Origin of the sequence: Arthrobacter sp. U41, from assembly GCF_001750145.1 — a bacterium.
Classification (GTDB): Bacteria; Actinomycetota; Actinomycetes; order Actinomycetales; family Micrococcaceae; genus Arthrobacter.
Map to the genome: position 1 here is coordinate 92,097 of NZ_CP015734.1, position 20,556 is coordinate 112,652.

The following is a 20,556-nucleotide window of genomic DNA, read 5'->3' on the forward strand; positions in this document are numbered from 1 at the left end:
CGTCTTCTTTCTAGGGGCGGCGGCTAGTGGGCGACGGCGGCTGCGCCGTGTTCGTCGATGAGGGCTCCGGTTTCGAAGCGTTCCAGTGCGAACGGCTTGTTCAGCTGGTGCGGTGTGCCCGTGGCGATGGTGTGCGCGAAGGTCAGCCCGGCCGCCGGGGTGCCCTTGAAGCCGCCGGTTCCCCAGCCGCAGTTGACGAACATGTTCTCCACCGGCGTGGTGCCCACGATGGGGAGGCGTCCAGGGTGGTGTCCACGATCCCGCCCCAGGTCCGGAGCACGTGGGCCCGGGCGAAGATCGGAAAGAGTTCGACGGCGGCTGCCATCTGGTGCTCGATCACGTGGAAGGAGCCGCGCTGGCCGTAGCCGTTGTAGGAATCAACGCCGGCGCCCATCACGAGTTCGCCCTTGTGCGCCTGGGAAACGTAGACGTGCACGTGGTTGGACATGACCACCGTGGGTGGACCGGTTCGTGCAGTTCGGAGACCAGGGCCTGGAGCGGGTGCGACTGGATGGGGAGCTTGAATCCGGCCATTTCGGCCAGGACCGAGCTGTGCCCGGCCGCGCACAGGCCCACCTTTTCGGTGTTGATGGTGCCTTGGCTGGTCTTGACGCCCACGACGCGGTTGCCGTCCTTGACGAAGCCGGTGACTTCGCAGTTCTGGATGATATCCACGCCCAATTCGTCGCACTTGCGGGCGAACGCCCAGGCGACGTGGTCGTGCTTGGCGATGCCGGCACGCGGCTGGTAGGTCGCGCCCATAACGGGATAGCGGATGTTGTCATTGATGTTCAGGATGGGGCAGAGTTCCTTGACCTGCTTCGGGTCCAGCCATTCGGCGTCCACGCCGTTAAGCTTGTTCGCCCCCACGCGCCGCATGCTTTCGCGGACGTCGCCCAAAGTGTGGGCAAGGTTCATCACGCCGCGCTGGCTGAACAGGAAGTCGTACTCGAGTTCCTCGGGCAGGATCTCCCAGAGCTTGAGGGCGTGCTCGTAAATCGCCGCACTCTCGTCCCAGAGGTAGTTGGAGCGGATGATCGTGGTGTTCCGGGCCATGTTGCCGCCGGCGAGCCAGCCCTTTTCCAGGACGGCGATGTTGGTCATCCCGTGGTTCTTGGCCAGGAAGTAGGCAGTGGCCAGGCCGTGCCCGCCGCCGCCGACAATCACGGCATCGTACGAGGACTTGGGCTCCGGGTTGCGCCAGAGGAAATCCGGGTGCTCCGGAAGCTGTTCCGTGCTCATTGTGCAACTCCGTTCGGGGTGGTTCCGGCAGTTCCGGAAAGATTCGGGTAAAGCGGAAATTTCTCGGCGAGGACCGTGACCCGGTCGCGGAGCAGTACGGCCGACTCGTCGCTGAGCTCGCCCTTAATGGCCTCGGCGATGATGTCGGCAACCTCGGTGAATTCGGCCGGCCGAAGCCGCGCGTGGCCAGGGCCGGGGTGCCGATCCGCAACCCGGAGGAGACCATCGGCGGGCGGGGTCGAACGGGACGGCGTTGCGGTTCACCGTGATGCCGATTCGGTGCAGGCGGTCCTCGCCCTGCTGCCCGTCCAGCGCCGAGTTGCGCAGGTCCACCAGGACCAGGTGCACGTCGGTGCCGCCGCCCACGACGGAGATCCCATATTCGGCCACGTCCGGTGCGAGCAGGCGCTCGGCCAGGATCTTGGCCCCTTCCAGGGTGCGTTGCTGCCGGTCCTTGAACTCATCGCTTGCGGCGATCTTAAAGGACACGGCCTTTGCGGCGATGACGTGTTCCAGCGGCCCGCCCTGCTGGCCGGGAAAAACGGCGGAGTTAATCTTGCGCGCCAGGGACTCACGGCTGAGGATCACGCCGCCGCGCGGGCCGCCCAGGGTCTTGTGCGTGGTGGTGGTGACGACGTCGGCGTAGGGCACCGGGTTCGGGTGCAGCCCGGCGGCGACGAGGCCGGCGAAGTGAGCCATATCGACCATGAGGTAGGCGCCCACGGCGTCGGCGATCCGGCGGAACTCCGCGAAGTCGAGCTGGCGCGTGTACGCGGACCAGCCGGCCACGATCATTTTGGGGCGGTGTTCCAGGGCCAGGGCCTCGACCTCGGCCATGTCCACGGTCATGTCGGATTCGCGCACATGGTAGGGGACGACGTTGTAGAGCTTGCCGGAAAAGTTGATGCGCATGCCGTGGGTGAGGTGACCGCCGTGCGCAAGCGAGAGTCCCATGATGGTGTCGCCCGGTTCCAGCAGGGCAAACATCGCGGCGGCGTTGGCCTGGGCGCCCGAATGGGGCTGCACGTTCGCGGCTTCCGCACCGAACAGGGCCTTGATCCGGTCGATCGCGAGCTGTTCGATCACGTCAACGTGCTCGCAGCCGCCGTAGTAGCGCTTGCCGGGGTAGCCCTCGGCGTACTTGTTTGTCAGGACCGAGCCCTGCGCCTCCATGACCGAGGCGGGGGCGAAATTCTCCGAGGCAATCATCTCGAGCGTGGACTGCTGGCGCTCCAGTTCATGGTCAATGGCCCGGGCGACGTCGACGTCGACGCTGGCCAGGGGTTCATTCAGGGTGCCCGTCATGGCGGCCTCTTTCGGTTCAAGGAAACTAATAGCCGAATGCAACAGTGTTGCGTTGGATGCAACTCTAGAACGTCAGTGGTGTTGCGTCAATCACTTTTCTTCCAGCCCTGCATGTAGTCCCTGCATGTAGTCAGATTTCTTTTCAGTCCGCCACTAGACCCTTGACTGTGTTTCAGCTCACGCCTAATCTGATGCAACAGCGTTGCGTTCAATGCAACCCAAATTTTCATTGGTGGACATATGAGTAACGAACCAAACAAGGCGTCAACGATCCCGGATCCCAGCTCTCGGCGGGCTCCGGGCTCAGGCTCACAACCTCCGGCCGGCGGGTCCGGCCCGGGTGGGGAACACTCCGCGGTCAGCAGGGAGACCCGGCGCCGGGTAGTCGCTGCGAGCTTCATCGGCAATTTTGTCGAGTGGTTTGACTACGCCGTGTACGGCTACCTGGCCGTCACCATCGCCGCGGTCTTCTTCCCCGAATCCGATCCCCAGACGGGTCTGCTGCTGACTTTCGCCCTGTTCGCGATCTCGTTCCTGGTTCGGCCCCTCGGAGGCTTCGTGTGGGGCCATATCGGCGACCGCGTCGGGCGCCGAACTGCCCTGTCTCTGTCCATCCTGATCATGTCCGGAGCGACGTTCTGCATCGCACTGATCCCTGGCTACGACTCGATCGGCATCTGGGCTCCGATCCTGCTGCTGATCATCCGCGTCGCCCAGGGTTTCTCCGCCTCCGGTGAATATGCCGGCGCATCGGCCTTCCTGGTGGAGTACGCCCCGGCCAACAAGCGCGGCCTGTACGCCGCGGTCGTGCCGGCCAGTACCGCCGCCGGCCTGCTCCTCGGCTCTCTGCTCGCGGGTCTCCTGACCGCTCTGCTCAGCACCGAAGCGATGCAAAGCTGGGGGTGGCGTCTGCCGTTCCTGCTCGCGGCGCCGATGGGCCTGATCGGGCGCTACATCCGCACGAAGCTCGAAGACACGCCGGTGTTCCGCGAACTGGCCGCCGAGGGCGAGGCCGCCAAGGCACCCGTGTCCAGTCTGTTCCGGAAACACTGGCGGAAGCTGCTTCTGGCCGTCGGCGCGGTGCTGCTCAACGCCGTCGGCTTCTACGTGATCCTCAGCTACATGCCGACCTACCTGTCGTCTGAGCTTGGCCTCGGGGCAACCGAATCCTTCCTCGCAACCACCATCGCGCTACTGACGTACATCGGGTTCATCTTCCTCACCGGAATGCTCTCGGACCGCTACGGCCGCAAGAAGGTTCTCATCGCCGCGTCCATCAGCTTCATCGTGCTGACGGTGCCCGCCTTTGCCCTGCTGGGCACCGGAAACTTCCTGGTCATCGTCCTCGTCCAGATCCTGCTGGGGGCCATGCTCACCCTCAATGACGGCACGCTCCCCAGCTTCCTGGCAGAAATGTTCCCCACCCGCGTCCGCTACAGCGGCTTCGCGGTCAGCTTCAACCTCTCCAACGCGCTCTTCGGCGGAACCGCACCCTTCATGGCCACCCTCCTGATCGCAACCACAGGCAACGACCTGGCTCCAGCCTTTTACCTGGTCGCGGCCGCAGTCATCTCCCTGATCGCCGTCGCACTCTCCCGTGAGACCAGCAAAGAACCACTGACCCACGAATAAGCCAGCCCACTACAACTTTCCTCACGAAAAGCACAGCACCGAAGAAAGGCACCACCATGACCAGCACCACCTCCGCGAACGCCTCGTCGATTTCCGAACTGGAGCGACTGAAAGTCCTGCACAACGGACAGAAGGAAAAGCTGACCTTTTCAGACGCCGAGTTTGAGCGCCGGCTGTCCGGCCTGCGCCGCATCATGGACGAGAAGAGCCTGGACGCCGTCGTCCTGACGAGCTACCACTCCATCAAGTACTACTCCGACTTCCTTTTCACCTACTTCGGCCGCTCCTACGCCATGGTGGTCACCAAGGACGACACCGTGACCGTCACGGCCAACATCGACGCCGGCATGCCGTGGCGCCGCAGCTACGGCGACAACGTGGTCTACACGGACTGGCGCCGGGACAACTACATCTTCGCCATCCAGGAGGTGCTGCGCACCCGCGGCATTTCCCCGCGCCGGATCGGTGTCGAAGATGACTCGCTCCCGCTGGACAACCGCAACAAGATCCAGGCCGCCTTTGAGTCGGCCACCCTGGTCGACGTCGCCCAGGCAGCCATGCGCCAGCGGATGATCAAATCAGCCGAAGAGATCGAGGTCATCAAGCACGGCGCCCGCATCGGTGACCTGGGCGGCGAGGCCATTCGCAACGCCATCACCGCCGGGATCACCGAATACGAGGTCGCCCTGATCGGCACCGAAGCCATGGTCCACGAAATCGCCCGGACCTTCCCGGATTCCGAAATCCGGGACACCTGGGTCTGGTTCCAGTCCGGCATCAACACCGACGGCGCCCACAACTGGGCCACCACCCGCAAGATCCAGGAACACGACATCCTGTCCCTGAACTGCTTCCCCATGACCTCCGGCTACTACACGGCCCTGGAGCGCACCCTGTTCTACGGCGAACCCGACGCCCGCTCCCTGGAGCTGTGGAACATCAACGTGGAAGTCCACAAGCGCGGCCTCGAACTCATCAAGCCGGGCGCGGTCTGCAAGGACATCGCCGCCGAACTGAACGAGATCTACGTGGGCCACGGGCTGCTGGCCAACCGGACCTTCGGCTACGGTCACTCCTTCGGCGTCCTCAGCCACTACTACGGCCGCGAAGCCGGACTGGAACTCCGCGAGGACATCGACACCGTGCTCGAGCCCGGCATGGTGGTCTCCATGGAACCCATGATCACAGTCCTGGACGGCCAGCCCGGCGCCGGCGGCTACCGCGAGCACGACATCCTGGTGGTCGGCGAGGACGGGGCCGAGAACATCACCAAGTTCCCGTTCGGCCCGGAATACAACATCATCGGAGCCTGACCAGCTGGGATCCAAGGCCTGAACGCGGCGCCGCTCTGTTGCGGCGCCGCTTTCGGCCTCCATTAGGGAATGATGGATAGCACCATGAGCTCACCAGAACCCGAGACCCCAGGCAACGGCGACACCAAAGGCGCCTCCGTCATCGTCAACGCCATCGCCGTCCTCCGCACCTTCACCGCAGACGAACCACTGCTTGGAGTCACCGAGATCGCCAACCGCGTCGGCCTGCACAAGAGCACCGTTTCCCGGATCCTGTCCACCTTCGAACAGGAACACCTCGTAGAGCGGGACCCGGAAACGCGCCGATTCCGCCTCGGTCTGGGCCTGATTGCCATTGCCGGCCCGTTGCTCGCGGAACTCGAGGAACGGCGTGTGGCCTACCCGGTCCTGCGGGAACTCAGCGAACAGACCGGCGAAACCAGCGCACTCATGGTGTGGAACGGCACGGAATCGATGTGCGTTGAACAGATCGCCAGCCATCACCAGATCCGGCACACCACCCCGCTGGGAGCCCGATACACCGACGCCATGAGCGCCTCCGTGCAGGTCTTCCTATCCGCCGAACCAATCGAACGGGTCCGCACACTCCTGCGCAGCGGAGCGATCACCTACCCGGGACTCGATGATGCCAGCCTGGATAGCTACCAAATCAAGCTCAAGGATGTGACGGCTCGTGGCTGGGCCATCAACTACGGTGAATCATCCATCGACGACGTCGGCGTGGCCGCGCCCGTCTACGACCACCGTGGCGACATCGTGGCCGCCGTCCTCATCCCTGCCCCCCGGTTCCGGGTTTCCCGCGAGCGGCTGCAAAGCCTCGGCGAGGCATGCTCAGCCGCGGCCCGCAGGGTCACTACCCGCCTCGGCGGCCGCTTGCCAGAAGAAGGCGCAGAATAGTCCAACTTGGGTTAGAAATGCCAGCCGCCGATTCGCTGCTGGGCAGAACCGGGTTCGTCACACGCGTCATCCACCGAGGCAGGAACTTCGGCAACGATTTCACGCAAAAGGGGAACCAGTTCACTTGGTCGTCCCCCCCTTTTTTGTGTTGTCTTACAGGTCTGGGCCGCTTTTGCTCCTCTCGGAGCCCACTGCCACGCCTGTGCGTCTCTTCCTGGCTTTGGCTCCGCCTTTGCCCATGGTGACGGCTGCACTGGGGTGTGTGCCCTCGCTGCGTTCCGCAGCGGCGCGCCCTCGGACTTGGGTTTCGTTCGCTCCGGTTGTTGCCAGGGATGCGGCGAAAGTTTCATGGCGTTCCGCTGAGCCGTAGTCAGCGGCAGACGTACTTTCCGTTTTCAGGCCCTGGTCTTTGAGCCGGCTGCTGTCGTTACCGGTGACGCGGTTCTCGATCTCACGGCCGATGCTTTCCATGCGGGCGAAAAGTTCCCTTTCGGCTCGTTCGTACCGCTGTTCCACGGGCGTCCGTTCGGAGCCTGTGAAGCCTCCCTCGGCCAGGAGTCTGGCTTCGTGCATGTCTTTGGCGGCCTGGACGAACGCGGGATCCTCGAAGTGGGAGTCGCCGGCGCCGTTGATGTTTGTGGAGGCTTCTTTGCGCAGCTGGTCGATGTCGGGACCGTTAAGGCCGTCCTTGCCGATGAGGAACATTCGTTCCTGCACGGTGGCATCCGCGGCCGCCACTGCTGCGGGGGTCTTGGCGGTGTGTGCAGTCTGCAATGCCTGGGCCAGCTCCGCGTTGGCAAGGTACTCCGCGGGCACCTGGTGGCGTTCCATTTCCGGGGCCAGTGTCGCGGCCTGGGCGCGGAGTTCTTCGGCGCGGGCGGCAGCGAGCAGACCCATGGCCTCCTCGTGTTCGGCGGCCGCCGTGCGCGTCTCTTCCTGGCTGCGCTCCAGGGCGTCCTGCCGGGCCTTGTCCGTGGCGGCATTCTGGATATCTGCCTCCAGATATCCGGCATCGCGGGTGTCGATGCCGTAGCGGGTGAGGACTTCCTGCCGGATCTTTTCCGAGGCCGCGAGGGCGGTCGGGTCGTAGTCTTTCCAGCCTTCAGCGACGGCGTGTGCCGTGGCGATGTCGTGGGGCTGGGCCTTATCCCACCATTGGTCTTTGTTTACCGGTGCCAGCGCCGCGTGTGCCGCACTGCGGCCTGCCGTGAGGCGGGCCTGCGCTTCGTGCGCTGCCTGGGCATCCTGGTGTTCCTGCTGCCGTTGGGACTCCTGCCGGCGACGGGCCAGCGTCTCGGCAATGCGGGACGCGATCATGAGGGACTGCCGCATTCCGCCGTCCAGAAATTCGTCCATTCCGTCTGATTCACTCATCGTGCTCCCCTTGCAGTTGGTGGTGGTCGTTATCGGTCAAGTACGGGTCCGGAATCACGGCCCGAGTGCTGGCGGTTTTTGGCCGGCGTGGGTGTGCTCGGCACCGCTGACCCTGGACGGATGGGCGCCATGCCACGCAGTCCAAGTTCTACGGAGTTCGGGGCCGCTGCCTGTTCCGGCGCACCGACGGTGACCGGCCGGGGCATGCTGGCCGCGAACGGCTTCAGCTGCTCAGTGACGACAGCCCGGAGCCGCTGCGCTTCACGGGTTCGTCCGGACTGTTGGTGCATCTCGTGGATAGCGAAAGCAGTGTTCACCAGCTGCAGCATCAGCGCCGACTGGGCGGCCGTTTTGCTCTTGCTGGACGCCGCCATGAACAACATGGCAGTGCCGGCAATGGACGGCAAAGCGACGGGCTTGCTGTACTGCCGTGGCGCCCGGAGCTGGGCTGTGCGGGACAGTTCGGCGGCGGTGGCCGCCAACGGACCCGGGGTAGGTTCGAGCCGGTGGGACCATGCCGCGAACGCGCCGGATACTTCCCTCGCTGCTTTCGCCCAGGTTGCATGATCGTCCCGCGGCAGTGTGCGCAGCTGTTCGACCAGCGCGGTCGCGTTGCGGGTGTATTCCACCCACATTTCCGCCGGCGGTGTTGCGTTCTCGGGGCCGGTCCTGGACACGGTGCGCCTGTTGCGAGCCGCCGCGTTCCACTCCGCTGCGGCCTCGGTCGCCAGGTGCGGTGAGTCCATCCACTCTTCACGCAAAGCACCCAGCTTCAGGTCCGACGCGAGTGTCCCGCCGCCGAACCAGATAGGCCGCTCGCCCTGCTTGGGCCGCTCCGCTACGGAGTACCCGACAATGACGACGGTGGTGTTCTTCGCGTAGCGCGGACGGACCAGCATGCCGGTGTCCCGGGCGCGCCGGACGAACTCCCCTTCGGTAGCCGAGGAGCTGGCGCTGGCACGGACTTTTCGAGCCAAAGAGGACCGGTGCATTTCCCGCTCGTCCCGGACCGCGGTAGCTTTCTCGGCCCGGTCGTAACCACGGGTCGAATGCACGGTCGAGAGCTGTTCCAGCCCGTACTTAACTTCCAGCTCACGGCACGATTCCTGCGCCTTCTTGTAATCGCCGTGCGTGGAAGCCTTGGTGCCGTCCTCGCGGACCAGGGAGACGGCCAGGTGGATGTGGTGGTTGCCGTTCTCGCTCGTGCCGTGGTTGACCGCAACCCACCGGCAGCGGGCCTTTCCGCTGGTTTCGGTGAAGCCCATGGAGTCCACGAAGTCATTGGCGATATCGCCCCACTGCTGGTCCGTCAGTGCACCCTCTTCGGCGCGCAGACTCAGCGAGCAGTGCCATACGCTGGCGTCCTTGTAACCGACGTGGACGCGCTCCTTCTTGGCCGCATCCCACTGCATGTCCTTGATCTGAACCGATACGCCATATGCCCTGCGCGGCTGGTCAAGATGCTTAGCAATAGCAAGCGCATCGTCACGGTCCAGGACACCGTCGTCGTACCACGCCATGATCGCAGCGTCACCTGCCACCAGGTGGGGATCGCTGTGTGCGTTCTTGGTCTTGTTGGCGTCCGTCGAGGCAAGGTAAACCATGAGCCCGCCCATGCGCGAACCACGGGTGATGTTCGGGATCATCCCTACATCAGCCCCTCAATGGTGCGGTCAATGCGCATCGCCACTGACCGGAGGTGCTTCAACGCTTCGCGCGCCTCGGCGGGGAACTCGCTCGTAGCATTCGCCTGCCGTGCGAGCTGGTTGATGTTGACCGACGAACGCGCCAGCAGATTGTGGAGGGACATCAGCTCCGCGATAGCGGCACGCCGTTCCGTTGTCGTCTCCTGGGTCTCGGACAATGCCGAAGTAACCAGCAGGTTCGGGACGGTAACCTTCTCCCGCTCAGCCCTCGCGACAAGCGCAGCTTCCTCTTCAACAGTAACCCACAAGTCACGGCGCTTCTTCGAACCGGCCGGAGTGTTCTCCCGGCGCCGGCGCGACAGATTGAAACGGTGAGCGAATCCCTCATCCGCCATTCAATCCATCCCTTCAAAGGCCCAGCGCAGCGACCCCGAACCCGGGGACCACACTGACAAGTGTGCCGCACACGACCGCCAGTGTCGAGCGCGACAAGCCACTTACACCCGTGTAAGTGTATAGCTTGCTCCGTCGCTTTGTCTCTGGCCTGCCCGTTTCGGTAAGTCAGTACTCCTGCAAGGCCGGTGATACCGGCGCGCACGGAATTTGCCCGTAATAGGTCGTATCGGCGGCCTAGGCTGGACGCATGGCAACCATCGATATTGAACAGACACGTAACCAGGCCAAGGCACTCCTGAACTCACGCATCGAGTCTGTAACCGAACTGGTCAAGACCCGGCAGCGGATCACCGACCTGCGGGAACAGCTCGCCGAAGCAGAACGCGAGGACAAGCGCGCCTACGTGCGCGCCACCAAGGACGGATGGAGCCCGGAGGAGCTGAAGAAGCTGGGTCTCGAATCCGGCGCCGCAGGACGCCGCCGGAAGACATCGAGCCGCGCCACGACCCACAGCGCCGCAGCCCCTACAGAGGACGACAGCCACAGCGCACAGTAACCTTGCCCCTAGCCCGCATGGGCACGGCAAAAGCTAAACCTCCGGGCTTTTCCCGCACACACCCGGACGACGGGACCCAACTGATCGGCTGCACACAACCGCCAGGGAACCCTGCGGGGATCCATCACCACGGCGCACCGGCGATCATGCACAGCCTGAACACACAGATGGGCACCAACGGCAGACTCTCCCATGGTCCAAGACGCACCCTCCCGGCCGTCGGTGCGCGTCGGGTCCGGTTCTTTTAGCCATAGACGACACGGAAGTTCCGGTTCGCGGACACGGCGAAGGCCAGCACCTTTTCGAGGTGCCGGCCTTCGTTCTTTCTTCAGCTGCTGGTCAGTCTTCGGCCGCGACGTCATCTTCCTGGACCTGGCCGGCGGCAATACGCTCGGCGGTCTTCGCGAACGCTGCCTCGATGTACGCCATCAGGTCACTCTCCCGAACCCGCCACACACCCCGGCCACCGAATTGCCCGGCGGGCAGCTCACCGCTGCGGACCAGCGAATAGACGAGTGAGCCCTTCACGTTCAGGACCTCCTGGACCTGCTCCAGTGTCAGCATCCTGGGGAACACCGGCCCCTTCGTAGGCGCGGGGAAATTGTCCTTGTCCTCAATCCTTGTGGGCATCTCTATTCGACCTCGTTCCGGTGTTGCAGTTCGTCCCTGGTGCGCTGCCCGCGGCGGAGTGAACCGGCCGGGGCCGGCTCCCATTTCCTGCCATGGTTGTGCTTGCGCTGGAGGCGTTTCACTTCGCGCATCGTCGCACGGACGATGAAGTCCGACACGCTCACATCCCCTTCGACGTGACCGGCGGCCAGGAACGCTGCCCGGACCTGCCCGGCCTCGTCCTCGGTGAAGTAGGGAGTGAACGCCGCGATTCTTTTCATGCTCATTGATCCTCAACGTGATCAGTACCCTGGTCCGCGGCACCCGGGCCGGCCGGGGCGATGCGTGCCAGCAGGGCCTCGTAGGCTGCCTGCATGGCGGTATCCCTGGCGTCGGCAGCAGCGAGCTTCGTTGCCGTCTCCGCCGCCTCTGCGGCAACGGCCCGCTCCGTGGCCCGGGATTCCTCCACCTCGGCGGCGAGGACCGCCAACTGGCCCTGCAACTCCTCGACCCGCGCGGCCAGCGCGGACACAGCCGTGTCCTTCTCCTCGGTGAGCCGGTCCAAGTCCGCGACGAGCTCCGCGATCTCGGCATCCCTGTCCTTGCGTTCCTGCGCCCAGGTCGCTTCCACGGACGCATGCCGCGCGTCCGCCAATCCGGAGGCCTCAGCCCAAGCCGTTCCGGCCAGGCGCGCCGCCGCTTCCAATAACGTCGCCGGCGTCGCTGCCAGCTGACTGCCCGCAGCCTGCCGCTCGTCCGACCACTCCTTCAAATAGCGCGTCGCGTCGGCATTACTCACACCCGCGGCCGCGCGCACGGTGGAAACGGTAGGGCGCCGCTCGGCGCTGATCCTTTCAGCAGCGGCGTACACACGGTCTTTCACGCTCTCGGTCATGCGCATTCCCATCAAAAAAATAGTAAGAGTAGTAGGAGTAGTAGTGATACTACTCCTACTACTCGGGTTTGTCGCCGCTTGTCAGATGGCTGGTTCGGCTGCTGCGCCCGGAACGGTGATCCGGCCGCCGGGGTTGGCGGCGATACCGAACCACGGGTCATCGTCTGCGTACTCCCGGCTGCTGATGCTCATACTTTCGGCGGGGTGCGGTTGCTTCTGCCCGGCTCCGCTTTGCGCGGCATCCGGGGCGCCGCCCTGGGTCTGGTGGACGTCCGCGGCCGCGTACTGCAGGGACGGGCCGATCTCCTCGACTTCGAGTTCGATCACGGTGGGCGCTTCTCGGGGGTCGAGGACCACTGCTCGGAAAAGTAGCGCTAAGCATCAAAATGACCAAGTTGGAGCGGCTTTCCCTTACCGCGATGGGAAGTTCGCCTTGTTCAGCCTGAGCAGTCACCCAAACGTCCGTAGGCGTTGCGTTGGGCCCGGAGACGGCGTGCTTTACAGCCGTACATCAACCGACAATGGCTTGGGCGTTTCTCATCCACGAGTTGGTCCCCAAGCCCTATTCCGCCCGTACGCCGCCTTTTCGGCAGCCGTTAAGTATTCACCAGCCATGCTCTCTCAACGATCGACACTAGCAATCCTCGCGATCGCTTGATCCCTAGCGCTACTTTTCCGCGGGATGGTCCTCGACCCCCGCCCAGGTGGGCGAGGGGTAGGCGGCAGTGAACCGCGGCGCTCGGGCCGGGCCGGAACTCAGGGGTTCTCTGGTGCATGCTCCCCCGGGAGGGTGGTGTGTTTTGTGGGTTTTGCCGGTGCGGGTCCCTGCCGGATCAGGATTGGGGCGGCCCCGGCTCCGTCAGAGCCAGCGGATGTAATCGTTGTCGGCTGCATGCGGACCGGAGGCGAGGGCCGGGGCGTGACGGCGGACGGCGTCGAAGAGTTGCGCGACATTCATACCGGCGGCGGCGGCCGCCATGACCGGGGGAACCCCGGCTGCCATGGCCCGGAACATCGCCTCGACGAGCGTGGCGTGGGCCTGGTCGGCCCGTATTTCGATCAGTTCCACTTCGCCGGCGGCGACGTGGACGGCGGTGAGGTGTGATTCCAAGGCTGTCCTCCGGGTTTGTGGTCGGGTAAGGGGCGGCCGCTGCGGCGGTCAGTCGCGGGGGTCCGGGGAGCGCACGTCGCGTGGACTACATGGGCCTGAACCCCAAGGTCACCTGTGACATTCCCCGGCCGTCGCCGTAGCCGCAGACGCTGTGGCCGGGCAATTGGTGAACAATTCAAAGAAGTGGTAGGTGACGGTCATGAACCTTCTTCTCATCGTCGTTGTGGTCCTTGCGGTTCTGTTCTTCCTCCGCGCCGGTCTGGTTCCCTCTTTGAACTTCCTGATTTGGGTCGGCGTGGTGCTGTTGATCCTCGCGGTCCTCGCCCCGATAGCCCGGCACGGGCCTCTGCTGCCTCCGCCAGTTTCTGCTTGACTCGACAATTGTTGACAGTAACGGCGGGGTTGCCGGAGTTTCCAGAGGCTTAAGCCCCCTTGAACGGGTGGTGCCGGGTCCTGTGCTTTGTGCCCCCGCGGGACGCGCTAAAGAGATCAGGACTTTCTTCCCTGTTAGCGCCCGGCGCGGGTCGTGGATGCTGTTGGAAGTGCTCTGCAGGTCTATGGGCGGTTCCTGACTGACAGGCTCGCCTGTCACTCCTGTACGTGGCAGCTCAGGTCGTTTCCTCGATCGGGCTGTGGAGTAGCGCCTCAGCAGCGAAAGGAAAATGCCTTGGCCTCGGCCCACCGTCACCTCGTCCTCGCCGATCCGGCGAAAGAAGCAGCCCGCCGGCAGGCGATGCGTGAGCATCCCTCAAACCATGCGGCCCGGAGCGGCCGGCCGCTCCGGCGGGAGGAGTCCCTGAACGTCACCGCGCGGTTGCGGCCAGGGAGGGGGGAGCGCTTGATGCTGCTCCGGCGATCCCGGCCGGCGACACCAGCACTGGCCCGGGTCGAGGGCAAATTGAAGGTCCTTGTTAGCCTGGACAGCAACCTTCTGTCGGCCCGCGTCGCGGTCCGTGGAACTGTGACCGAAATGAACGTCGCGGTGCTCTATGGCATCGTGCGCCGCACGAACTCGTTTCTGCCTGGGATGGAGATCCTCGTTGATCTTGGCGAAGCCGTCGTTGGGACCGCTGTCCTGGATCGGCTCCGCTCTGTGACCGGGGAGGGAAGGCTGCCGGCGGCAGTCGACCCGGTCAGGCCGCCCTGCCGCCTCCGTGTCCAGGAACCGGCCGTCGGAAAGGTCGCGTCCTGACGGACCACGCGGGCAGCTTCGTGCGTCCGTCGGCGACACGGTGCCCGGTGACTGCGGGCACGAAGGTCCAGGTGTATTAACCACGGGGGTTAATGACGCGGCTGGCGGGTGGTTGATCTTTGAGTGAGGTGTGGTCGCGGGTGTGATTCTAGTGGTGGAGCCAGGATGGGAAAGCGGCAGCACGCTCGGTCTCTGAGGTGTAGGGGCGGGCGTAGGCCCACTCCTCGAGCATGGTGCGGTTGAACCGTTCGACCTTGCCGTTGGTTTGGGGCCGGTAGGGGCGGGTCCGTTTGTGTTTGATGTCCGGGCTGAGGGCCTGGGCGAAGGCGCGGGAGCGGTAGCAGGAGACCTCGTCCGTCAGGACCCGCTGGACGGTGAACCCGGCGGCGTTGAACGCCGCGTTGGCCCGTTCCCAGAAACCTGCTGCGGTCTCCTTTTTCTCGTCGGTCAGTATCTCGGTGTAGGCAAACCGGGAGTGGTCATCGACCGCGCTGTGTAGGTAGGCGTAGCCCGGGCGCCGGTTGGCGTCGGTGCCGGTCTTGTTCCGTTTGCCCGTGGCCCGGCCGGTGACACGGTGTCCGGCGCCGTCCGGGATCCGTCCGAGTTTCTTGATGTCCACGTGGATCAGGTCTCCGGGGTTCTGATGCTCGTAGCGGCGGATCACACTGCCGGCGCCCCGGTCCAGCCAGGACAGCCGGGCCAGCCGGTACCGGGAGAGGACCTTGTTCACGGTGGAGGGATGGATGCACAGGAGGTAGCCCGATCCTTGCCGGCTCCCAGTGCCGGTTGACCCTTAGGGCGATGATCCGTCGTTCCCTCCGTGCCGGTGTCCGGTGCGGGGACCGTGAGGGGCGGCTGGAGAGGTCCTCCCCCCGTCCTCGCCAAGGTCCCGGTAACGGTCGGCCCAGCGAGCGTGAGTCGGCGTGCCTGGACTGCCGGGGACCGAATCCAGGCGTGCCCGATGCCATCGCACCGCATGTAGGTTTTGCTTCCCGGGATGGACGTGGGCCCTATGTTCCCTTCATTTTGTCAGCAATGAGGGCTTCCCGCCTGAGGTCGGAAGAAAGTAAGATTCTTGCCTGTTTTGGCCTTTCCCGTAGGGTTGTGAGCAACATCAGTCTGGGACTGACCCACAATGAGCCTTCCAGGCCTGCCCGGATGAACATTCCGGAGACTCTAGGAGATTGTCGTGAACACCCAGCCACCAGCCACGCAGTCTCCGCCGACGCTCCTTCTTCCGCTGCCCTTTCCTGCCCCCGCATCCGCCTGCGGTGTCCGAGGGGTCGCCACGGATGTGGCGTGAGTCGATGCGTCGGCGGATGCATGAAATGGTCGGCGAGGTCAGCGACCGGGCCGATGCGCTGCTGCAAACCCAGGAACACATGGAAGGCCTTCTGGCCGCGGTTGTCTCGCTCGCGGAGGACCTAAGTCTCGAGGCCGTATTGGACCGGGTTGTGCACTCGGCGTGTGAACTGCTCGGTGCCCGGTACGGGGCGCTCGGCGTTATTGGCGAGGACGGTCGGCTGAGCCATTTTATTACGGTCGGCATTGATCAGGACGGGATTGGGCTCATCGGGGATCTTCCAACCGGTCACGGGGTCCTGGGGCATTTGATTCGCGAACCGAAACCGCTGCGTCTTCATGACCTGGGGGAGCACCCCGGGGCCGCCGGGTTCCCGGCGGGGCACCCTCCGATGAAGTCCTTCCTGGGTGTTCCGGTCCGTGTGCGCGGCGCGGTCTTCGGAAACCTCTATCTGACTGAGAAGAACGACGGGCAGGACTTCACGGATGAGGACGAGGACCTCGCGGTCGCCCTGGCCGCGGCCTCCGGCGTTGCGATCCAGAATGCCCGCTTGTTTGAAGACAGCGCACGGCGCCAGCGCTGGCTGGAGGCCGGGATGGAGATCAGTGAGCGGTTGATCACGGCATCGCACCCGCTGCACCCGGACTGCCTCGATCTTATTGCTGAACGTGCCCTGTTCACCTCCGGCTCCGTGCTGGCCGTCATCGCCTCCCCCGGCATCGACGGGACGCTCCGGTGCGGGACCTCGGTCGGTGCGCAGTCACTGCCCGCGGGCCAGGAGCTCTCCGCCTCCGCCTTGGCAGCAGCGGTCCTGGAAACGGGGGAATCCGCCACGGCCCGCGATCCGAGGGAGGTTTTTGGGCCCGACGCCGCAGAGAAGCTGGGGCCTGTCCTGGTCAGCGCGCTCGGACACAAGGGCACCGGCAACGGCATCCTTGTCCTGGCCCGCGCCGAAGGCGCAGCCGACTATCCACAGTCCGACCTGAGTTCAAGTACCGTTTTCGGCGCGCAGGTCGGTCTGGCGCTGGACTTGGTGCGGGCCAACCGGCTCCGGGAAGAGCATGTGCTCTTCACCGACCGGGACCGGATCGCGCGGGACCTCCACGACCTGGTGATCCAGCGCCTGTTTGCCGCCGGTCTGAGCCTGCAGACCCTGCGCCGCTACACCGCGGACCCCGCCGCCCATGAGCGCATCACGGGCGTGACCAAGGAACTGGACGGGACGATCCGGGACCTCCGGAACACGATCTACTCGCTTCAATCCGGCCGCACGGGCACGGAACTCCTGACCGATCACGTGCTGCGGACGGTGCAGGAAGCGGCCCGGGGCGCAGGCTTCGCACCCAATCTGCAGTTGACCGGGCCGGTCGATGACGCCGTGCCCGAGGCCGTGGCCGCCCAGCTGCTGGCCGTGCTCGCCGAGGGTCTGAGCAACGCGGTCAGGCACTCCGGGGCCGGTGAAATCAGCATCTCGCTCACGGTACGCGAGGGCGCCGTGGAACTGCTGATTACCGACAACGGCTGTGGATTCGAAAACCCCGCCCGGCTCAGCGGCCTGGCCAACATGAAACACCGGGCCGCGGCACTGCGCGGAGATTGCTTCATCGACAGTTCCCCGGGCCACGGTACCCGGGTGAGCTGGACGGCGCCGACAACCGCCTGAGTCCTCGAAAAAACCGCGGCGCCCCCAACCGGGTCCCCTTTGGCGGTTAGTCCGCAGGTGGTTGCGGCGGGCCTGTCCGGGTGGCGTATATCGCGGCCTGGGTGCGTCGTTCGAAGCCCAGTTTGGCCAGCAGCGAGGAGACGTAGTTCTTCACGGTCTTCTCCGCCAGGAACATCTCTTCGCCGATCTGCCGGTTCGTCAGGCCCCGGGCGATAAGGCTGAGGACCTTCTTCTCCTGCGGGGTCAGGGCCTCCAGCCGCGGGTCGGTCGGGGCCTCGGGGATCCCTTCGAGCATGCGTTCGGCAACCCCGGGGGCGAAGAGCTTCTCGCCGTCGGCGGTGCGCCGGATTTCCTCGACGAGTTCGTTGTTGCCGATCCGCTTGAGGAGATAGCCCGATGCTCCGGCCAGAACGGCTCCGCGGAGAGCGTGTTCGTCATCGTAGCTGGTCAGGATCAGGCATTTGAGTCCGGGGTCGACGGAGCGGACGTCCCGGCAGACCTCGATGCCTGTACCGTCGGGCAACCGCCCGTCCAGGACCACGACGTCGGGCTTCAGCGCCGGGATGCGGCGGGTTGCTTCGACGGCCGATCCGCTTACGCCCACGATCTCGAAGCCTTCGTGCTCGAGCAGGTCCCTGAGACCCTCCCGGACGAGCTCATGGTCATCGAGGATGAACACTCTCACCGGTGCCGGTGAGAGTGTTTCGGTGCGGGCGTCTGTTGCGGGTGTGGTCATGCAGATCCTCCTTGGATCAGTATCTTCCCGGTCCGCTTCCTGCGGCCGCCCCCTACGGAAGGCACGATATATAATTTTGCCCCGTCAGGCCGCGGGGCAACAGGGACCATAGTCCCTAACCGTCCGGGCCATCACATGGGGCGCCGATGGCGACGTTCTCACTGGTCAAATGCCGCAACGGTTTTCTCCGGCGGAAGCCGCGTTGGCTGGAACGGGACCGGGCGACGCCGGCCAGCGTCACGCCGCTCCTGCCCCGGACGCAAGAACGCGGTCCGGGCTTGCCTGATAGGTATCGTCGTCCGCCACGTACCGGTGATGCGGCAAACCCGTGGAACGCAATCCGGGGGCTTGTGGCCCTTCCCGGCCCCGGCGCCCCGGCACTAGTTTCAGGGAGGCCGGGGCAGATGCTCACGCGCTTTCAAATGACCACGGACCGGTTCCGGGGTGTAGCGAGTGGCCTTCCGGGGGCGGAACGGGTGCAAAAGTGCCGGGCATTGGAACCAGGCAGGCCGGGGAGGCCGTTCGTCCCGGTTCGTCTTGGGCTCGAAGGACAGGATCACCGCGTGGGGCCTTGGCTGACGTGCCCCCGTGCCACCAGTGAGAACCCGCACCCGGAAAGGGAGAACCATGATGAATCGCCCGGCGTACCGCGCCCGTGTCAGGGAGCAGCAAACCGAAGCGGCAGCCGAACCCCTGGCTGGACAGGACCCTCGAATCCGCGCTGATCCGGCCTGGCAGGACCTGCAGCCCGGTGATCGTGTCACTGCTTACCCTCCAGGCGGGGCGGCAACTGCCGGGGTCGTGGACACGATGACCGGCGAGAGGGACATCATCTGGGTCCGCTTCGATGGAGCGATCGGACGGCGAATGATCCACGGGGACGAGAACATCACCATCACCGTCCATCCAGCTGGTGAGACCGGTACCCCGGACCGTGGCTCCCGAACCGGGCCCGGCCCCAGAACAAGTGAGAGGACCAGAGACCGGGAAGGACGACGGACTGAATAATCCGGTTGTCGTCTCCGGAGGACCTTCTCAGAGCCCCAGGTACCGCCGATCTCCTGCCACATGAATGACTCGGCGCCCTTCGCCTCAGCCGGCCACCGTGCCCGGCCTGAGAGCCCGGGACCCTGGACACGCGGGTCCTCCCGCACCTAGTGTCCTGCGCCTGAAATCCGGTTCAGAAGTAAAAACACAGCGGTGCCCCCGGGGACTCCCCGGGGGCACCGCTGTACCTGTGTGTTGTTGGCTATAGCAAACCAACCCTGCCAGCATGGCATACCGAGGCATCATCTCGGATTTGATCGCTTTATCGAGACGGTCCGGTAGGTGATGATCGAGGGCGGCCAGGACCGTCAGTGACAGCACGAAGTTCACGAGAGTCAGCGGTTCCATGAGGGGCCTGTTGCCTCACGCCAATAGGTCCGGGAAGCCATGTGGGCCCTCCGAGCAGCTCAAGGCTGGGCCCCGCCGCCACTGGTTCGTTCGGCCCGGTCATCCTTGCCCGGGGGTTTCCGGCACGATGCGCTGCAGGAGAGCGTCGTGGGCCTTTTGCAGGGTCTCTGCCCGGGCCTCGGCCGCGGCCACCCTGGCCGCCGCGTCGGCTGCGGTGTTGCTGGCCTGCTGTTCGGCGGCGCGTGCCTGCTCCAGCTGCGCCTCCATCGCCGCGGCCTGGGTATCCAGTGCGGTGACCCGGGCGGTGAGTTCCGTGACGGCGGCGTCTTTCTCGTCGCTGACCTTGTCCAGGTCAGCGACGAGTTCGGAGATCTCCAGCGCGAGATCCTTCTTCTCCTGCGCCCAAACCGCTTCCGCAGCTGCGTGCCGCTCATTGGCCACGGTAGACGCTTCGGCCCAGCAGGCCCCTGCCAGGCGCGCCGCCTGTTCCAGCACCGCTGTCGGCGTCGCGGCGACCTGGCCTCCCGCGGCCTGCTTCTCCTCGACCCACTCCTTCAGGTAACGGGTGGCGTCGGCGTTGCTCACACCCGCCGCCGCCCGCACCGTCGAGACGGTAGGCCGGCGCTCGGCACTGATCTGCTCCGCAGCAGCAAACACACGGTCTTTCACACTCAACGCCACGGCGACAACCTCAAAAGTAGTAGGAGTAGTAGTAGTAGTAGTAGTAACAACACTACTACTCCTACTACTTAATGGCAATACCGCCGCCGCCGAATTCGACGGCTATGTCAGCCCTTACCGCCTCCGGCAGCTCATGGGGCCCGGCGGCGGACCCAATAGCCCCACCCTTGCTGTGATCCACGTTGCTGGCCCGTCCTCGGGGAGGCCGTGGGCCCCAAGATGGGCTCAATCATGGACAGGGCCGTTACGGCGCGCTCCGGACGCGGCCCGGGCTGGGCCGGCAACGCATCGCTGAGTTGATCCGTGCCGAGCCGGCCACCGTCGGGTATCACCTGGTCATCGCCCGGGGCCAAGACCCCGGGCTCGAGGCCGCGAAGCAGCAGAAGGAACCTTGCCCCCCGGCGTACCGTGACTGCCTCCCCCCGCGTCCCGGAATCGGCGGGGAACGCCAGGGCCGCTGCGGACGAATCCCGGTGGCATGACCGGCTCGCCCAGCTGGCGGACTTCCGCGCCGAAGGCAACGACTGGCCCTGCCCTCAAGGAGACTTCCTCCCAACCTAGGAGTAAGAGACGACTACCCTCCGAACGCTCTGCTACACTCACAGTACGA

17 protein-coding genes and 3 pseudogenes are annotated in these 20,556 nt (G+C 65.1%); 7 read left to right on the forward strand and 13 right to left on the reverse strand.

The window, feature by feature from the left end; genetic code table 11:
* Positions 1 to 23: 23 nt before the first annotated feature.
* Positions 24 to 1,242 (reverse strand): annotated as a pseudogene (locus tag ASPU41_RS21230) (sarcosine oxidase subunit beta family protein).
* A pseudogene (glyA, locus tag ASPU41_RS21235) lies at positions 1,239 to 2,547 on the reverse strand (serine hydroxymethyltransferase). Before glyA ends, ASPU41_RS21230 begins: the two co-directional pseudogenes overlap by 4 nt.
* Before the next feature lie 240 nt (positions 2,548 to 2,787).
* Here glyA and ASPU41_RS21240 point away from each other — a divergent pair.
* The 3 genes from ASPU41_RS21240 to ASPU41_RS21250 all read left to right on the forward strand — a co-directional run bounded on the left by ASPU41_RS21240 (position 2,788) and on the right by ASPU41_RS21250 (position 6,389).
* Entirely contained in the window at positions 2,788 to 4,179 is a 1,392-nt protein-coding gene (locus ASPU41_RS21240) for an MFS transporter (RefSeq protein ID WP_157357182.1), read from the forward strand.
* A 56-nt stretch (positions 4,180 to 4,235) separates the two neighbouring features.
* The gene (locus ASPU41_RS21245) at positions 4,236 to 5,492 is read left to right on the forward strand and encodes an aminopeptidase P family protein (RefSeq protein WP_069953053.1); all 1,257 of its coding nucleotides are present in this window, start codon (positions 4,236 to 4,238) and stop codon (positions 5,490 to 5,492) included.
* Between the two features lie 84 nt (positions 5,493 to 5,576).
* A complete protein-coding gene (locus tag ASPU41_RS21250) occupies positions 5,577 to 6,389 on the forward strand; it encodes an IclR family transcriptional regulator (protein ID WP_157357183.1) in 813 nt (270 codons plus the stop codon).
* A gap of 153 nt (positions 6,390 to 6,542) precedes the next feature.
* Here ASPU41_RS21250 and ASPU41_RS21255 read toward each other — a convergent pair whose 3' ends face one another.
* The 3 genes from ASPU41_RS21255 to mobC are packed head-to-tail and all read right to left on the reverse strand — an operon-like array spanning position 6,543 to position 9,804.
* Positions 6,543 to 7,763 (reverse strand): hypothetical protein, encoded by a 1,221-nt coding sequence (locus ASPU41_RS21255; protein WP_069953055.1) that lies wholly within the window; start codon positions 7,761 to 7,763, stop codon positions 6,543 to 6,545.
* Positions 7,764 to 7,792: 29 nt separating this feature from the next.
* A complete protein-coding gene (locus tag ASPU41_RS21260) occupies positions 7,793 to 9,409 on the reverse strand; it encodes a relaxase/mobilization nuclease domain-containing protein (RefSeq protein WP_069953056.1) in 1,617 nt (538 codons plus the stop codon).
* A gap of 2 nt (positions 9,410 to 9,411) precedes the next feature.
* Complete coding sequence (gene mobC, locus ASPU41_RS21265) at positions 9,412 to 9,804, reverse strand: plasmid mobilization relaxosome protein MobC (RefSeq protein WP_197515882.1); 393 nt, start codon at positions 9,802 to 9,804, stop codon at positions 9,412 to 9,414.
* 248 nt (positions 9,805 to 10,052) lie between these two features.
* Here mobC and ASPU41_RS21270 point away from each other — a divergent pair, with 248 nt between their 5' ends.
* Positions 10,053 to 10,361, forward strand: a complete 309-nt coding sequence (locus tag ASPU41_RS21270) for a hypothetical protein (RefSeq protein ID WP_069953057.1) — start codon at positions 10,053 to 10,055, stop codon at positions 10,359 to 10,361.
* Between the two features lie 339 nt (positions 10,362 to 10,700).
* On the opposite strand, the gene ASPU41_RS21275 is transcribed toward ASPU41_RS21270, so the two are convergent.
* The 5 genes from ASPU41_RS21275 to ASPU41_RS21295 all read right to left on the reverse strand — a co-directional run bounded on the left by ASPU41_RS21275 (position 10,701) and on the right by ASPU41_RS21295 (position 12,976).
* Positions 10,701 to 10,991: a helix-turn-helix domain-containing protein gene (locus ASPU41_RS21275; protein WP_083266757.1), complete on the reverse strand. Its 291-nt coding sequence runs from the start codon at positions 10,989 to 10,991 to the stop codon at positions 10,701 to 10,703.
* Between the two features lie 2 nt (positions 10,992 to 10,993).
* Positions 10,994 to 11,257 (reverse strand): ParB family protein, encoded by a 264-nt coding sequence (locus tag ASPU41_RS21280; protein ID WP_069953058.1) that lies wholly within the window; start codon positions 11,255 to 11,257, stop codon positions 10,994 to 10,996.
* The gene (locus tag ASPU41_RS21285; protein ID WP_231941583.1) at positions 11,254 to 11,877 is read right to left on the reverse strand and encodes a DNA-binding protein; all 624 of its coding nucleotides are present in this window, start codon (positions 11,875 to 11,877) and stop codon (positions 11,254 to 11,256) included. The genes ASPU41_RS21280 and ASPU41_RS21285 overlap by 4 nt, the downstream gene beginning before the upstream one ends.
* Positions 11,878 to 11,946: 69 nt before the next feature.
* Positions 11,947 to 12,192, reverse strand: coding sequence for a hypothetical protein (locus tag ASPU41_RS21290; protein WP_069953060.1), 246 nt, complete (start codon positions 12,190 to 12,192; stop codon positions 11,947 to 11,949).
* 532 nt (positions 12,193 to 12,724) lie between these two features.
* Positions 12,725 to 12,976, reverse strand: a complete 252-nt coding sequence (locus ASPU41_RS21295) for a hypothetical protein (RefSeq protein ID WP_069953061.1) — start codon at positions 12,974 to 12,976, stop codon at positions 12,725 to 12,727.
* Between the two features lie 199 nt (positions 12,977 to 13,175).
* Here ASPU41_RS21295 and ASPU41_RS23155 point away from each other — a divergent pair, with 199 nt between their 5' ends.
* Together ASPU41_RS23155 and ASPU41_RS21305 are read left to right on the forward strand one after the other, a co-directional pair.
* A complete protein-coding gene (locus ASPU41_RS23155) occupies positions 13,176 to 13,349 on the forward strand; it encodes a hypothetical protein (RefSeq protein WP_197515883.1) in 174 nt (57 codons plus the stop codon).
* A 294-nt stretch (positions 13,350 to 13,643) separates the two neighbouring features.
* Entirely contained in the window at positions 13,644 to 14,168 is a 525-nt protein-coding gene (locus ASPU41_RS21305; RefSeq protein WP_069953063.1) for a hypothetical protein, read from the forward strand.
* Between the two features lie 76 nt (positions 14,169 to 14,244).
* Here ASPU41_RS21305 and ASPU41_RS21310 read toward each other — a convergent pair.
* A pseudogene (locus ASPU41_RS21310) lies at positions 14,245 to 15,087 on the reverse strand (IS481 family transposase); the annotation flags it as partial.
* A 373-nt stretch (positions 15,088 to 15,460) separates the two neighbouring features.
* On the opposite strand from ASPU41_RS21310, the gene ASPU41_RS21315 reads away from it, so the two are divergent.
* On the forward strand, positions 15,461 to 17,134 hold the full coding sequence (locus tag ASPU41_RS21315; RefSeq protein ID WP_069953064.1) for a GAF domain-containing sensor histidine kinase: 1,674 nt from the start codon (positions 15,461 to 15,463) through the stop codon (positions 17,132 to 17,134).
* Between the two features lie 46 nt (positions 17,135 to 17,180).
* On the opposite strand, the gene ASPU41_RS21320 is transcribed toward ASPU41_RS21315, so the two are convergent.
* Positions 17,181 to 17,870, reverse strand: coding sequence for a response regulator (locus ASPU41_RS21320; RefSeq protein ID WP_069953065.1), 690 nt, complete (start codon positions 17,868 to 17,870; stop codon positions 17,181 to 17,183).
* A gap of 1,494 nt (positions 17,871 to 19,364) precedes the next feature.
* Complete coding sequence (locus ASPU41_RS21325) at positions 19,365 to 19,946, reverse strand: DNA-binding protein (RefSeq protein WP_069953066.1); 582 nt, start codon at positions 19,944 to 19,946, stop codon at positions 19,365 to 19,367.
* Positions 19,947 to 20,556: the final 610 nt, after the last annotated feature.